This is a genomic window from Campylobacter sp. RM16704 (assembly GCF_000816245.1).
Taxonomy (GTDB): domain Bacteria; phylum Campylobacterota; class Campylobacteria; order Campylobacterales; family Campylobacteraceae; genus Campylobacter_D.
In genome coordinates this window covers 494621-508729 of the sequence record NZ_CP007769.1, presented here as the reverse complement: position 1 = coordinate 508729, position 14109 = coordinate 494621, and the positions used below count along the sequence as shown (strand labels likewise).

Genomic DNA, 14109 nt, shown 5'->3' with positions numbered 1-14109 from the left:
TCCTTTGTAGTTTTAATTTAAATTTACTATGATGCTTTTAGCATCATCACTAATACTTAAAGTATAAGTAGCTCTTTGAACCTTTTCTTTAATGTTTTTATCTAAGGCTTTTTGATTTTTATGTATTTGATTTAATAGTTTTTGTAAATCTTTTTTATCTAAGTGTTTATTGTTTTCATCTACAAAGCCTTTTTCACTTTGCATTAAAATAAAACTTTTATTTTTTAAAGTATTATTGGTATAAACATTAATAGAAGTTTTTTCACTTAGATAAATAGCTTCTTTAGTATTTAAATAATTTTTAGTATTATCTTTTAGTATAAAGCTATAATGATCAAAGTAATTTACTAATTTAGCATTAATATTAGTATTTAAATAAAGATGATTATTAGTTCCACTTTTATGAGTAAGTGCTTTTGAGATATAAGTATTATCATTGGTTTTTTCTCTTAAAAAGCTACCTGCTAATACATCTATATTAGTATTTTTATAAATATTAGTAGTTCCACTTAAATATAAGCTATTATTATAACTTTTATCATCTTGATTATATATACCAGAAGCAGTTATAAAAATAGTAGAATTGTTTTTATACTCATCTATATTTAAATTAGTTATATGAGTATAATTATCATGAGTATTTTTAGCAATACCAGCACTAATTAATATATCTCCTTCTCTTGTATCAGAAGCTGTTCCTAGTGCAATATTTGTAAAAATGATTTTATTATTAGCACTTTCGTTATAAGCTCTAATAATATATACATTATCATGAGCTGCACTAGAATAATCTTTTATATTAAAAATATTTTCATTAGCATTTTCATTAGCTCTTAAAATGATTTTAGAGCCTTTATCTATACTTGAAGCATTAGATAAAGATTGGACTAAATTATAATGTATAGTATTTTTTTCTAAATTATCAGCTTCTATAATAGTAGTTAGATTTCTACCTGATTTTACATTATCTAAAGTTATACTATTAGCATTAGCACTATTTGCATAATAGTCTTTATTGTCTAAAGTAGTTTTAGCTACTCCATATAAATATAAAGGCATAGAGATATTAGAAGAGCTTAGAGTAATTTTATTATTATTTGCTTTACCACTAGCTGTAGTAGCTGCTGTGATTTGAATTTTATCTTGGTAGTTTTCTACTACACTTTCTTGAGTTAAATCTCCTTTTATATTAATACTATTTCTATTAGCACCTTTAGTAGCTACTCCACCATAAAAATTAAATTCATTCTTACCTGTAAAATTAGCATTAATTTCAAAAGGTTTTTTAAGATGAACATTAATGCTATTATCATTAGCATAACCATTTTTAGTAATACCTGCATAAAAGTCTAAGAGTGCTTTTACTTCTACATTGGTATTAAGGGCAAGTAAGGTTTGTAAGTCTTTAATCTCTATAGTATTTTTATTAGAGCTACCTTGAACTATCTTACCTCCATAAACTTCTCCATTTAATACAGCATTATAAGCTAATGGAGTATTTTTAGTATCTACTCTTAAATCTAGTTTTAAATCATTAATGAATACATTATTATTACTTACTTCATAGTTTTGGTTATTATTTACATCTACAAAGGCTCCTGCTAAATGAGTAGCAGCTGATGTTGAATAAGATCCACTTGGTCCATGGATAATTAAAGTAGCTCCATCTAATACAACTTTATTATTTTTAGCATTTCCATTATAAGTCATAGCACCTACTATATGAGTCATTCTCTCATCAAATACATTATCACCTAAGATGTTTTGCTTATAGGGGGTAGCATGAAAGTCTAGTTTTGCTCCTTTATTGAGTATAACACTATTATAATTTACATTAGCATCAATACCAAAAGCACCTACTACATAAGGAGCACCATTTAAAGGAAGAGTATAGGTGTTTTCAACACCCATATTAACATAGGTATCTTTGGAGTAAATTAAAGTATTATTATTAGCTTCACCCTTTCTAGCTATAGCTGGAGTGATTAAGAAATTATATTTATTATCATATCCACTAGCTTTAGGATTCATTATATCTTTATTGCTAGGTTTTAAATAATATACTGAAGAAAGCTCTCCTGTTTTTAACATTAAAGTATTATTATTAGCTTTAGCATTAAATACATAAGCAGAAACTAAAAAAGGTATATAGCTTACTTGACTAATAATATCATTAATAGAATATGCTCCATGAAAGCCATTAACTACAAATATATCTTCTTTAATACTTGGAGTAAGGATTTCTTGTTTTAATATCATATCACTTATATTATTGTTTTTTGCAGATTTAGGATTATCATAAATTAAAGTAATATTAGAGAGGTTTTTATTAGTAGCCATTTGACCATAATAATTTATACCATTTAAAAATTTATAAGTATTATTAGTATAATCATATACACTTTCATTATTAAAACTATGTTTTTTAATTACATAAGCATTTAAAGTTTTATCATAATTTGCTTGGGTAGCTGCATATAAAGAATTGATTGAAAGAATGGTTAATAAAGAAAGTTTTAAAAGATTGGATTTTTTATAATGTAAAGAAGTTAGGCTAAAACGAAAACTATCGTTCCCCCCCCCCATAGAGTATTTTTTAGATAAATTTGTATTCATTGAAAAAGTCCTTTCAAAAAATATTTATTGTTGTGTGTTTATGTTTGTAATTATATAAAATTATTAATAGTATTAATAATAATAACTAATTAATAGTTTATATTAGGAAATGTTAATATTATGTTTATAAATTTAAGCTTAGAGATAAACAACTATAAAAATAAATTAGAAACAATACTAATATATTTGGCGACCCCTAGAGGATTTGAACCTCTGTTACCACACAGAGAGAGTGATGTCCTGAGCCACTAGACGAAAGGGTCAATTAGTGGTGTCCCGTGTTGGATTCGAACCAACGGCCCCCTCCTTAAAAGGGAGATGCTCTACCGGCTGAGCTAACGAGACAATGGCGCGGCGGACGGGGCTCGAACCCGCGACCTCCGGCGTGACAGGCCGATATTCTAACCAGCTGAACTACCGCCGCACCTAAAAAATAAATAAAAGAATGGTGGTCACTATAAGACTCGAACTTATGACATCCACCTTGTAAGGGTGGCGCTCTACCAACTGAGCTAAGCGACCAAAAAAAGATTTAGTGGTGTCCCGTGTTGGATTCGAACCAACGGCCCCCTCCTTAAAAGGGAGATGCTCTACCGGCTGAGCTAACGAGACAATGGCGCGGCGGACGGGGCTCGAACCCGCGACCTCCGGCGTGACAGGCCGATATTCTAACCAGCTGAACTACCGCCGCACCTAAAAAATAAATAAAAGAATGGTGGTCACTATAAGACTCGAACTTATGACATCCACCTTGTAAGGGTGGCGCTCTACCAACTGAGCTAAGCGACCAAAAAAAGATTTAGTGGTGTCCCGTGTTGGATTCGAACCAACGGCCCCCTCCTTAAAAGGGAGATGCTCTACCGGCTGAGCTAACGAGACAACCAAAAAAATGAAATTATGCCAAAAGAATATGTTTTTGTCAAGGTATAAAGCTAAAAATAGGCATATTTTTAATATGCCTATTTACTCTGCTAAATCTAAAGAAACTTTTCCATTTTTTATTTCAAAAACTTTAACTTTTACTTCGTTACCTAATTCTAATTTTTCTTTTATCTTAGAATTATGCAATAAACCATCTACACCTTCTTTTAGCTCAACAAATACTCCAAAATCCACCACTTTTTGAACTTTTCCTACAAATTCTTCTCCTATTTCAAATTTAGGCATTTCTTTTTTTTCGCGCTTTTTATTTGAAGATTTTGACTGTATTAAATTTAATATATATTCTTTGCTTTGATTAATTAAATCATAATTTAAACCAGCAATTTTTACTTCACCTTTATCTCTATCTAAATCTATATTAACTTCAAATTTCTCAATTATTTCTTTTATAGTTTTGCCACCTTGTCCTATAATATCAGGAATTTTATTAGCGTCAATATTAAATATTTCAACTTTTGGTAAAATTGATTCATTTACTATGATTTTGCTATTAGCTTCTTCCATTAAATTTAAAATATATTCTCTTGCTTCCTTAGCTTGATATAAAGCTTCTTTTAAAATATGCTGTTCTAAACCACCAAGTTTAATATCCATTTGTAAAGCAGTAATTCCTTCCAAACTTCCAGCAACTTTAAAATCCATATCCCCATCATGGTCTTCAAGTCCCATAATATCAGTTAATATAGCATATTTATCATTCTCAAAAACAAGACCCATTGCAACACCTGCTATTAATTTTTCACTAGGAACACCAGCTGCCCTTAAGGCTAAAGCACCACCACAAACCGTAGCCATAGAACTTGAGCCATTACTCTCTAAAATTTCAGAAACCAAGCGTATAGTGTGTGCATACTCGCTATCTACACTAGGATGCAATGCTCTTTTTGCTAAATTTCCATGACCTAACTCTCTTCTACCTGGAGCTTTTATAGGGCTAGCCTCTCCTACTGAAAAACCTGGAAAATTATAATTAACCATAAATTTTTCACATACTGGATTTTTTTCTGTTAGCAAATCTGACATTTGTGCATCACCATCATTGCCTAAAGTAGCAACAACTAGAGCTTGAGTTTGTCCTCTTGTAAAAAGACAAGAACCATGAGCATTTGGTAAAATATTCGTTTCAATATCTATTTTTCTAACATCTTTTAAGCCTCTACCATCAGCTCTTTTTAACTCATTGATAATTTGACTTCTAACAAGTTCTCTTTTGCATATATGTAAAGCTTTTTCTATATCTTCAAAACACCATTCTTTTTGACTAGATATGGCTTCTTTTTCTATTTCTTTCGCAATTTGTAAAATTTCACTAGCTCTTTCGCTTTTTGCCATTTGATTTATAGCAATTTTAAGTTTTGTCATATAAGAATTTTTTATATATTCAATTATTTCAGCATTATCTGACTCTGTTTTAAATTCAAGATTAGAATTTTTTCTATAAGCTGCAAATGCTTTTTCGTATTCATTTGAACCTCTTAATATCGCATTACTTGCAAATTCCAAAGCCTTTAAAGTATCATCTTCGCTTAATTCATTTATATGATGGATGTTATTTTGTTTATTGACCAAAGCTCTCATTTCTATCATCAAAAGCTCGTCTTTAACACCTGCTACATAAAGATCTAGTGAGCTATTTTTTAATTCACTATTACTAGGATTTAAAATAAACTCATTATTAATACGCCCTATTCTCACACCACAAACTGGTGCTTTAATAGGAATATCACTCAAATATAAAGCAACACTTGCTGCATTTAAACTCATTACCTGTAAATCCACTTCAGGATCTGCTGAAAGCACCATAACTACAATTTGTGTAGGATAGGCATAACCTTTTGGAAAAAGCGGTCTTAGACTTCTATCTATGATTCTAGCACTTAAAGTTTCATTATCACCAGGTTTAGTTTCTCTTTTAACATAGCCTCCTGGAATCTTACCTGCAGCATAAGCTTTTTCAATGTATTGAACCGTAAGTGGTAAAAAATCTTCCTCTACCATTTTTTCTTCTCTAGCCACAGTAGCTAAAACAACAGCATTTTTTTCCTGCATTAAAACCGCACCAGCTGCTTGTTTAGCAACCTTATCTGTGTCAAATATTTCTAAATGGTTGTTAATATTTATTTCATGTCGCATAATCATTTCCTTGTATTTTGTTTATAGACAAAACCAAATAAGCTTTTTAAATCTTAATACTTAAAACTTAAAAAGCCTGTTTTATTTGTCTATAAATTTACATCTAAGCAACTTTATTGCTTAGATGTAAATTTATTTCTTTAAAGGTAAATAGTATTGACTCTCCTCTAAAATTTCTAAAATTTCATGAGTTTGTAGAGTAGTTTTATTTTTAAAATAAAATTCAATATCTACAAAATGATCAATTTTTTGAGCACAATAAATCTCATCTACAAAAGAGCTGATATAATCATATACATCACTAGGCATCAAAGCTGTAGCATATATAATACTATTAACTTCTTCTTTTAATAAGCTTTCAATACAAGAAGAAGCCGTAATTCCACTCTCACATCCCTCGTGTAATATTAAAACATTTTTTCCTTTTAAATCTTTTAAAAGATTACCTTTTCTATAACGATAAACATTTTTTAAAATTTTTTCTTCATATGTTCTATTAGCTTCACCATAAATATAATCCAAACTTATATCAAAAGCTTTAACTAAAGCTTCATTATAAACCAATTCCTTAGTTTCGCTAATCATAGCAATTTGACACTCTTCGTTATTTGGAGCTTTAATTTGCTCAGTAAATAAAAAATTATAAGGGATTTCTATTTTTTTAGCAAACATATCTACAAAAACAATTGATTTTAATGATGGAGTAATGATAATATAATCTTTTAATCTATTAATTGGTAATTGTTCACATAATCTTTCAAGTGCATCTTTTTCATCTTCAAAATATATCATCATATAGCCTTTTCACTTTCTTCTAATGAAAAATCATAAGCAACGCCACCTAAGGGATAAAAATTAAAAATAAAATATACTCCACTTTGGTCTTTAGCACTAATACCACCACTTGTTAATTTAGGTGAAACATCTTTTCTATACATTAAAGAATAATTCCAGCATTTTCTTTGATAAGTATAACCTACTTCCCATTTTTGCGGATCTTTACCAAGATCAAACCACAAACCACCAAAAATTTGATAATTAGCATTTATATCATATTGAGCTTTAGTTCCTAAAAAGTTATATTTTTCGTTTTCGTATATTCTATATGCATGATTTAAACTAAAATTCCATTCACCATAACCAAATAATACTTCGCTAAAAATCTTGTCAAAACGATAATCAATACCAGAGTATTCAGCTTCATTTCTAAAGCTAATATAATCATTGTAAAAATATTCTATAGTATTATCAAAGCCACCAAATTTTTCATCATCAACAAAATATTTTGCCTTTAGATTATGGTATAGTTTTTTCTTACCCAAGGCACTATAAAAATACTGAAATATTGAGAAATTAAACTGCTCAGGCTCATTCTCAATACTAACAAAATTTTCAGTTATTTTTCCTGATTTAGCTCCTGGTAAAAAATAATTTGCCCCTAAATAAATAGTATGATAAAAATTTTTATAAGGTTTAGAAAGATCTGTATATAAAGAAAAATTATGCGAATTTCTAAATAAATGTTCTTGATTTTTTATATTAGTATTAGAATAATCTACAAAATTTGCATATATTCTTTCTGTAAATGTAAAATTTAAAAAATCATCTAAAAAACTAGTATGGTATATTAAAGGCAAGTTAAAATCTAAAGTTTTAGCATAAATTCCTGTATGTCTATAATATCTATGAAATGTAGCATCTAAACTATATTGTATATAATTATCAAAAAAACTATTTAAATATCTATGATATTGAAAAGAAGGATACTCTTGCATGGTATCTTTATTGCTAATTTTAGATGTGTCTATATAATATTTTGCATAAACCCCATAATAGTTATCATCATCTGATAAAAAATAATTAATTTTTGAGGTTACTAGCGAAGCTTCTGTACTAGCTCTTGAACTTAAATTCATATAATCTACATCATTTAAGTAAGTAATATCAACCCACAATCCCTCTTGAAATTCATCACTTAAAAGACTTTTTAAAAGAGCTTCACTTGAGTATTTTATCTCAATGCCATAATGTTCTTTGTTTTTTAAATTTTCTTCTTTCTGATAGCTTGTTTTTTCTCCAAAAATACCACCACTAATTTCACCTTGAGAATTTGGAGTATCGATAAATCTCAAGGTAGAATACAAACCATAGCCTCTTTTGGTTCTAATTTGAGGTTCAAATTGTATATCTACACTATCATTAATCACATAATAAATTGGTTGATTATAATATAAACCTTCGCTTTGTTTTAACACCACTTGAGGTATTAATAAACCACTTTTTCTTTTAGTATCTACGCTAAAACCAAAATAAGGCAAGTACATTACTGGAGTATTTTTCACATACAATTTTGCATTATAAAGATGTAAAAAATTGTTTTCTTTATTTAATTTTCCTTTATTAAAACGGATTTCCCAATCAGGATTTTCCACATTACAACTTGAAACAACAGAATTTTCTGTAATAATAAATTTATCATTTAAATCAGCTTGATGGCATTGCATCCATACTTCAAGATCATTATTTGAAAAAAATAAATTTTTAAAATTAGTAGAATTATCTTTAAGATTAATTTTAGCATATGAAGATTGGACTCTCTCTTTTTGTCCTCTTAAAATATTCACATCACCAAAAAGTTCTAAATCTTTAGTTGTTTCGTTAAATTTAGCTTCATCTGCTGTGATTAAGTACAAATTAGAAACAACGACTACATTATTTTTAGCATTTATTATATCTTGATTTTTAACCACATCCAAAGCATAAATATCAACTTTTGAAGCATATAAACTTCCAACACAAGCTAAAGATAAAAATATTTTACGCAAGATCTATCACCACCGTCTTAGCAGCATAATCGTGCCATGTTTTTAAAACTACATTACTTAAAGCCCAAGCAAAACCTAAGCCATAAAACATATCACTAATTTGTCTTACACCAGCTCTTAAAGAGCTTTGTATAAAATTTGGTTTGTCTAAAATATTTTGATCAACGACCATAATCTTAAAAACTATTTTTCCTAATGTGGCACCATATAAATAGGTAAATATTAAATGATAGCTAAATTGCAAAATTAAAATTCCGCCAGCAAAGCGTACCAAAAGATTGTGAATCTCATCATAAGTTTGCATAGAATTAAATTTATCAAATAAAATAATACTTACAATACATAGTATTATAAAACTATCAATAATATAAGCTAGAAGTCTTTTTCTAAAACTTGCTAACTTAATTTCTTCTTTTTCTAATTTATCAAATAGTTCTTGATTGCTCATTTAAGAACCTGAAATGCAATATCTTTTCTATATTGTTTTCCCTTAAAGTGAACATTTTCACATAATTTATAGGCATTTTCTTTCGCCTCATAAATATCATCACCCAAACCAACACAAACCAATACACGACCGCCACTAGCATATAATTTATTATTTTCCAAACTTACACCAGCATATGAAATATGAGAATTTTGTGGAATATTATCAATAGTTATTAAAGCTTTTGGAGAGTCTTTGTAAGGGTAATTTTTACTTGCACAAACCACACCTACTGCAAATTTGTTTTTAATTGTTATTTTAGTATTAATAAGATTTTTATTCACACAAGCCAAAAATAAATCCAATGGATTTTCAATTAACGGCATTAAAACTTCACATTCAGGGTCCCCAAATCGGACATTATACTCCAATACATAAGGCTTGCCGTTTACTACCATTAACCCTATAAATAACACGCCAACAAATTCACTATCTTCTTTTTGCATACCTTTAAGAGTTGGTATTACAATATCTTTTTTTACTTGTTCTAATAAATTTTCACTAGCTAAATTACTTGGTGCATATGCACCCATTCCACCAGTATTTGGTCCTTTGTCACCATCTAGCAATCTTTTATGATCTTGTGCAGCAGGAAGCAAAATAAAATCTTTACCATCACATATTGCAAATACACTAAGTTCAAAACCATTAAGATATTCTTCTATAACTACTATTTTTCCAGCTTCACCAAAACTTTCTCCGCTAAGCATATTTTTAGTAGCCTCTAGTGCTTCCTCATAAGTTTGTGCTATAATAACACCTTTTCCCGCACATAATCCATCAGCTTTTATTACTATAGGGGGAGTTAAGTTCATAATAAATTTTTTAGCTTTTTCATAATCAGTTGTATTTAAAAATTTAGCAGTTTTAATTTTGTATTTTTTTAAAAAACTCTTCATGTAAGATTTCGAAGCTTCAAGCATAGCAGCAGCCTTAGTTGGACCAAAAATAGCAATATTGTTTTCTTTAAAAAGATCTACTATACCCTCTGCTAAAAAATTTTCACTTCCCACTATACAAAGATCTATTTCAGAAGCTTTAGCATAAGCGGTAATCACTTTTGGATCTTTCATATTAAGATTAGTTCCCATTGTAGCAGTAGCACCATTGCCTGGAGCAAAATAAAATTCTATATTTTCATTTGTATTTTGAAGAGCTAGAGCAATTGAATATTCTCTCGCACCGCTTCCTAAAATTAAAATTTTCATTTGTTTCCTTAAAGCTTTACAAAACCCAAATGGCCGAAGTATAAATGTCTGACCCTAAAAAGTCAAATTTGCCATTAGGTGATTTTTAAAGGCTGCAGCTTCTCGCTTTTACAAACTCAAACGAAGTCACAGAACACGGTAAATCACACATCATAGCCTACAATAAATGTGTTGGATCCTCTTTAATACCATATCAAACCATCTAGGCACTCTAATTATAGCTAAAAAAAATTAAATATAAGATTTAAAAGACTTTTATAGAATTTTAAATTTTGTTTTTGAATCTTTTTTTAAAAAATATTTACCTTCTAAAATTACATCAGCTGCTGGAGCCCATATTGTTTTTTCATCAACATAAACAACATCAAATTCAGTATTTTTCATTAATCCTTGGTAATTAACTTTTTTAGGTGCGTGCTTGACTACATAATAAGGACTCATTTCAAAAATTTGAATTTTCATATTAACATATACTTCTGGATTAGCGCTAACAATTAAAAAATTCTTTTCACATTCTTTTTTAACTTTTTTTATATAAGAAAAAAGTAATTGATCATTGGGATTTAAAGCGTGTTTATTAAGTCTATTTAAATATAATTCTGCAAAAGATAAAGTACAAAAAGAAATTTCGATTGCGTTTTTAAAATATGAATTTTTAATACCAGCAGATTTTAAAGATTTCTTCCATATTTGCACATCCAACTTTGTAGCACAAATATTCAATCCTTGTTTAATTTTATCAAAAAGTTTTTCTCTAGCCATATTAAAAGTATTTGCAAAGATTGCAAAATTTTTTTCATTGAATGATCTTTTCAAATTTTCAAGTCTTTCTATGCTTTTTGAAAAATACTCTAGCTCATTTTTAACTTCTAGTAGTTTTTGTTTTTTTTCTTCAATCAATTTTTGCAATTCTTGGTGTTTTTTCCCAGTTTCTATTTCCAATCTAGATTGTTTGGTTTTTATATCACTTATTAAAGTGCTCATTTGGCGTTCTAAAGCTAATCTTCTATTTTTACGATTATCAATAGAAGCTATAAGTGCTTGATAATGGCACTGATGGGATAAAAATATTTCAGTATATAAACGCTTCATATCAATATGATTTTGCTTGTCTTTGATATCTTTATAAGCCATTTCTAGATGAACAATAATATTTTTCATAGCTGAAAAATCGGCTTGATTGATAGTATTATCGGAAAAAAGTAGGGTATCTAATGCTTTATATAAAAAACGCTTCACAACAAAAAAATCTAAAGTATAAGGAGCTTCATCGGTATTAATATTAATATCCCTAATAGCATTAAGAGATAAGGTTTCATTATAAAAATACATTTGAATAGCTTGCGGTATTGTTAAATTTAAAATTATCTTATCTAATTCATCGTAATTTGTTTCTCTATAAAGCTCTTGAACATAAGTATCACGTCTAGCTAATTTTAAATCTTCTAATTCATCATCACTATTTGTTTTCCAAAAATCCCTTTCTTTGATAAAATCATTTTCTCCGAATTCTTGAAATTTTGAAGGACGTAGATCTGTAATATGCTTGCCATCGGATCTAAATTCAACCAACATACCAACTGTTGGCATACTTCTTTTATCATGCCATGCATGTTTGTTAAATTCAAAAAATGTTTTTGCTAGATTAATCACCGTTCCTCTTCCAGTATCATCTATATAAACCATTATTTTTCCATGCATATTCAAATCCTTACTTTAAAGAAAAATTAAAGCACTATTTTAACTTTGTTTTTGTAAATTTGCAATAATGTTCTAGAAAATTTACTAAATTATCGTAGGTTTATTATGTTTTTATATCAATATTTCAAAAATCCAAAACAAATAGGAGCTTTTTGCGCGAGTTCAAAAAAACTTAGCAAGCTTATAACTTCTCATGTTCAATATGCAAAAAATATCATTGAAATAGGACCTGGCACTGGAAGTTTTACTCAATATATACTCAAGCAAAAAAACCATAAGGCAAATTTTTTTGCTGTTGAAATCAATTCTCACATGGCTAAAAAATTAAAACAAAATATAAAAGATATTGACATAGAAATACAATCAGCTGAATTTTTACCAGATATGCTAAAAAAACGTTCTATCAATAAAGTAGATTTGATAATATCAGGAATTCCATGGGCCATGTTAAAAAACAAAGAGCAAGATATTTTATTAAATTCTATTCATAATTCATTGGAAAAAAAAGGTTGTTTTGCTACTTTTGCTTATATATTTCCTACTCTTAAAGGAAGAAAATTTAAGAAAAAACTTTTTCACACTTTTAGCAAAGTGGAAATTTCGCCTATTGTATGGCAAAATCTTCCACCTGCTTTTGTTTATTTTTGTACTAAATGATTATTCCCATTCAATAGTTGCTGGTGGTTTACTAGAAATATCATACACCACGCGGTTAATTCCTTCAACTTCATTAATAATACGGCGTGAAATATTTTCTAACAATTCATAAGGCAAATGAGAAAAAGTAGCTGTCATGCCATCACTTGCATTAACTACACGCACACAAACTGCATTATCATAAGTTCTATTATCGCCCATTACACCAACACTTTGTACATTTAAAAGCACACAAAATGCTTGCCATGTTTTATCATACCAGCCACTACTTTTTAATTCTTCAATCAAAATTACATCTGCTTTTCTTAAAAGATCCAAACTAGGTTCATTTACTTCGCCCATAATGCGTATAGCAAGTCCAGGACCTGGGAAAGGGTGGCGATATACAACATCTTTACTAAGTCCTAGTTCAATTCCCAAAGCTCTTACCTCATCTTTAAAAATTTCTTTTAAAGGTTCAATTAATTTTAAATTCATTTTTTCAGGTAAACCACCAACATTATGATGAGATTTGATAGTCTTACTAGCTCCCACAACTGAACTCTCAATAATATCTGTATATAAGGTTCCTTGTGCTAAATATTTTACATCTTTATGTTTTTTTGCTTCTTCTTCAAAAACTTCTATAAAAGTATTTCCTATAATTTTTCTTTTTTGTTCAGGATCTGTGACACTTGCCAAACGGCTTAAGAAAATCTTTCTAGCATCAATACTAATTAAATCAATACCTAAAGTATGTTTAAACATATACTCAACTTGTTCTTTTTCACCACTTCTTAAAAGCCCATTATCAACAAAAACCACTACAACTTGATCTTTTATTGCACTTGCTAGTAATGCAGCTACTACACTACTATCAACACCGCCACTAACAGCACATAAAACCTTATCCTTGCCAACTTCTTCTTTAATTTTTTGTGCTTGAGTTTTTGCAAACGAACCCATATTCCATATGCTATCACAATTACATGCATATTTAGCGAAATTTTTTAGAATACTTTTTCCAAATTCACTATGTTGCACTTCAGGGTGAAATTGTAGTGCAAAAAATTTACGCTTTTCATCTCCAAACACGCAAAATGGACTATTTTCGCTAGTTGCTAAAACCTCAAAATCTTGTGGTAAATTTTCTACTTTATCAGAATGACTCATCCAAACCGTTTGTTTTTTTGGTAAATTTTTAAACAAATCACTATCATTTTGGATATCTATAGTTGCTTTGCCATATTCTTTATGACCAGCTGGAGCAACATTTGCTCCAAAATGATGTGCCATAAGTTGCATACCATAACAGATTCCTAAAATAGGTATACCAAGCTCAAAAATGCCTTTATCACAAAAGTATGCATCATTTGCATATACACTAGCTGGTCCACCACTTAAAATAATACCTTTAGGTTCTTTAGTTTTAATATCATCTAAACTTACATTAAAAGGTAAAATTTCTGCATATACACCTTGTTCTCTTAATCTTCTAGCAATTAATTGCGTATACTGCGATCCAAAATCTAAAACTAAAATATCTGCTTTTTTCATCTAA

General features: G+C 29.0%; 9 protein-coding genes and 8 tRNA genes. 1 reads left to right on the top strand and 16 read right to left on the bottom strand.

Annotated elements, in window-relative coordinates:
* Positions 1-12: 12 nt before the first annotated feature.
* The 15 genes from CAQ16704_RS02690 to CAQ16704_RS02620 form a co-directional block, all read right to left on the bottom strand.
* Positions 13-2616: a hypothetical protein gene (locus CAQ16704_RS02690; RefSeq protein ID WP_052244977.1), complete on the bottom strand. Its 2604-nt coding sequence runs from the start codon at positions 2614-2616 to the stop codon at positions 13-15.
* A 187-nt stretch (positions 2617-2803) separates the two neighbouring features.
* A tRNA-Glu gene (locus CAQ16704_RS02685) sits at positions 2804-2879 on the bottom strand.
* A 6-nt stretch (positions 2880-2885) separates the two neighbouring features.
* A tRNA-Lys gene (locus CAQ16704_RS02680) sits at positions 2886-2961 on the bottom strand.
* Positions 2962-2963: 2 nt separating this feature from the next.
* Positions 2964-3040, bottom strand: a tRNA-Asp gene (locus CAQ16704_RS02675).
* Between the two features lie 22 nt (positions 3041-3062).
* A tRNA-Val gene (locus CAQ16704_RS02670) sits at positions 3063-3138 on the bottom strand.
* Between the two features lie 14 nt (positions 3139-3152).
* Positions 3153-3228: transfer RNA gene (locus CAQ16704_RS02665), tRNA-Lys, on the bottom strand.
* Between the two features lie 2 nt (positions 3229-3230).
* Positions 3231-3307: transfer RNA gene (locus CAQ16704_RS02660), tRNA-Asp, on the bottom strand.
* Between the two features lie 22 nt (positions 3308-3329).
* Positions 3330-3405, bottom strand: a tRNA-Val gene (locus CAQ16704_RS02655).
* 14 nt (positions 3406-3419) lie between these two features.
* Positions 3420-3495 (bottom strand) — tRNA-Lys (locus CAQ16704_RS02650).
* An 84-nt stretch (positions 3496-3579) separates the two neighbouring features.
* Positions 3580-5691: a polyribonucleotide nucleotidyltransferase gene (locus CAQ16704_RS02645; RefSeq protein ID WP_039666766.1), complete on the bottom strand. Its 2112-nt coding sequence runs from the start codon at positions 5689-5691 to the stop codon at positions 3580-3582.
* 132 nt (positions 5692-5823) lie between these two features.
* On the bottom strand, positions 5824-6483 hold the full coding sequence (locus CAQ16704_RS02640) for a phosphoribosyltransferase (RefSeq protein ID WP_235361620.1): 660 nt from the start codon (positions 6481-6483) through the stop codon (positions 5824-5826).
* Positions 6483-8519 carry an LPS-assembly protein LptD gene (locus CAQ16704_RS02635; protein ID WP_052244976.1) on the bottom strand — a complete coding sequence of 679 codons (2037 nt, stop codon included), beginning with the start codon at positions 8517-8519 and terminating at the stop codon, positions 6483-6485. Before CAQ16704_RS02635 ends, CAQ16704_RS02640 begins: the two co-directional genes overlap by 1 nt.
* Positions 8509-8964, bottom strand: a complete 456-nt coding sequence (locus tag CAQ16704_RS02630) for an RDD family protein (RefSeq protein WP_039666764.1) — start codon at positions 8962-8964, stop codon at positions 8509-8511. The genes CAQ16704_RS02635 and CAQ16704_RS02630 overlap by 11 nt, the downstream gene beginning before the upstream one ends.
* A complete protein-coding gene (gene purD, locus CAQ16704_RS02625; protein ID WP_039666763.1) occupies positions 8961-10211 on the bottom strand; it encodes a phosphoribosylamine--glycine ligase in 1251 nt (416 codons plus the stop codon). The genes CAQ16704_RS02630 and purD overlap by 4 nt, the downstream gene beginning before the upstream one ends.
* A 255-nt stretch (positions 10212-10466) precedes the next feature.
* A complete protein-coding gene (locus tag CAQ16704_RS02620) occupies positions 10467-11912 on the bottom strand; it encodes a hypothetical protein (protein ID WP_039666762.1) in 1446 nt (481 codons plus the stop codon).
* Between the two features lie 105 nt (positions 11913-12017).
* On the opposite strand from CAQ16704_RS02620, the gene CAQ16704_RS02615 reads away from it, so the two are divergent.
* A complete protein-coding gene (locus CAQ16704_RS02615; protein WP_039666761.1) occupies positions 12018-12569 on the top strand; it encodes a class I SAM-dependent methyltransferase in 552 nt (183 codons plus the stop codon).
* Here CAQ16704_RS02615 and guaA read toward each other — a convergent pair whose 3' ends face one another.
* The gene (gene guaA, locus CAQ16704_RS02610) at positions 12570-14105 is read right to left on the bottom strand and encodes a glutamine-hydrolyzing GMP synthase (RefSeq protein ID WP_039666760.1); all 1536 of its coding nucleotides are present in this window, start codon (positions 14103-14105) and stop codon (positions 12570-12572) included.
* Between the last annotated feature and the right edge of the window lie 4 nt (positions 14106-14109).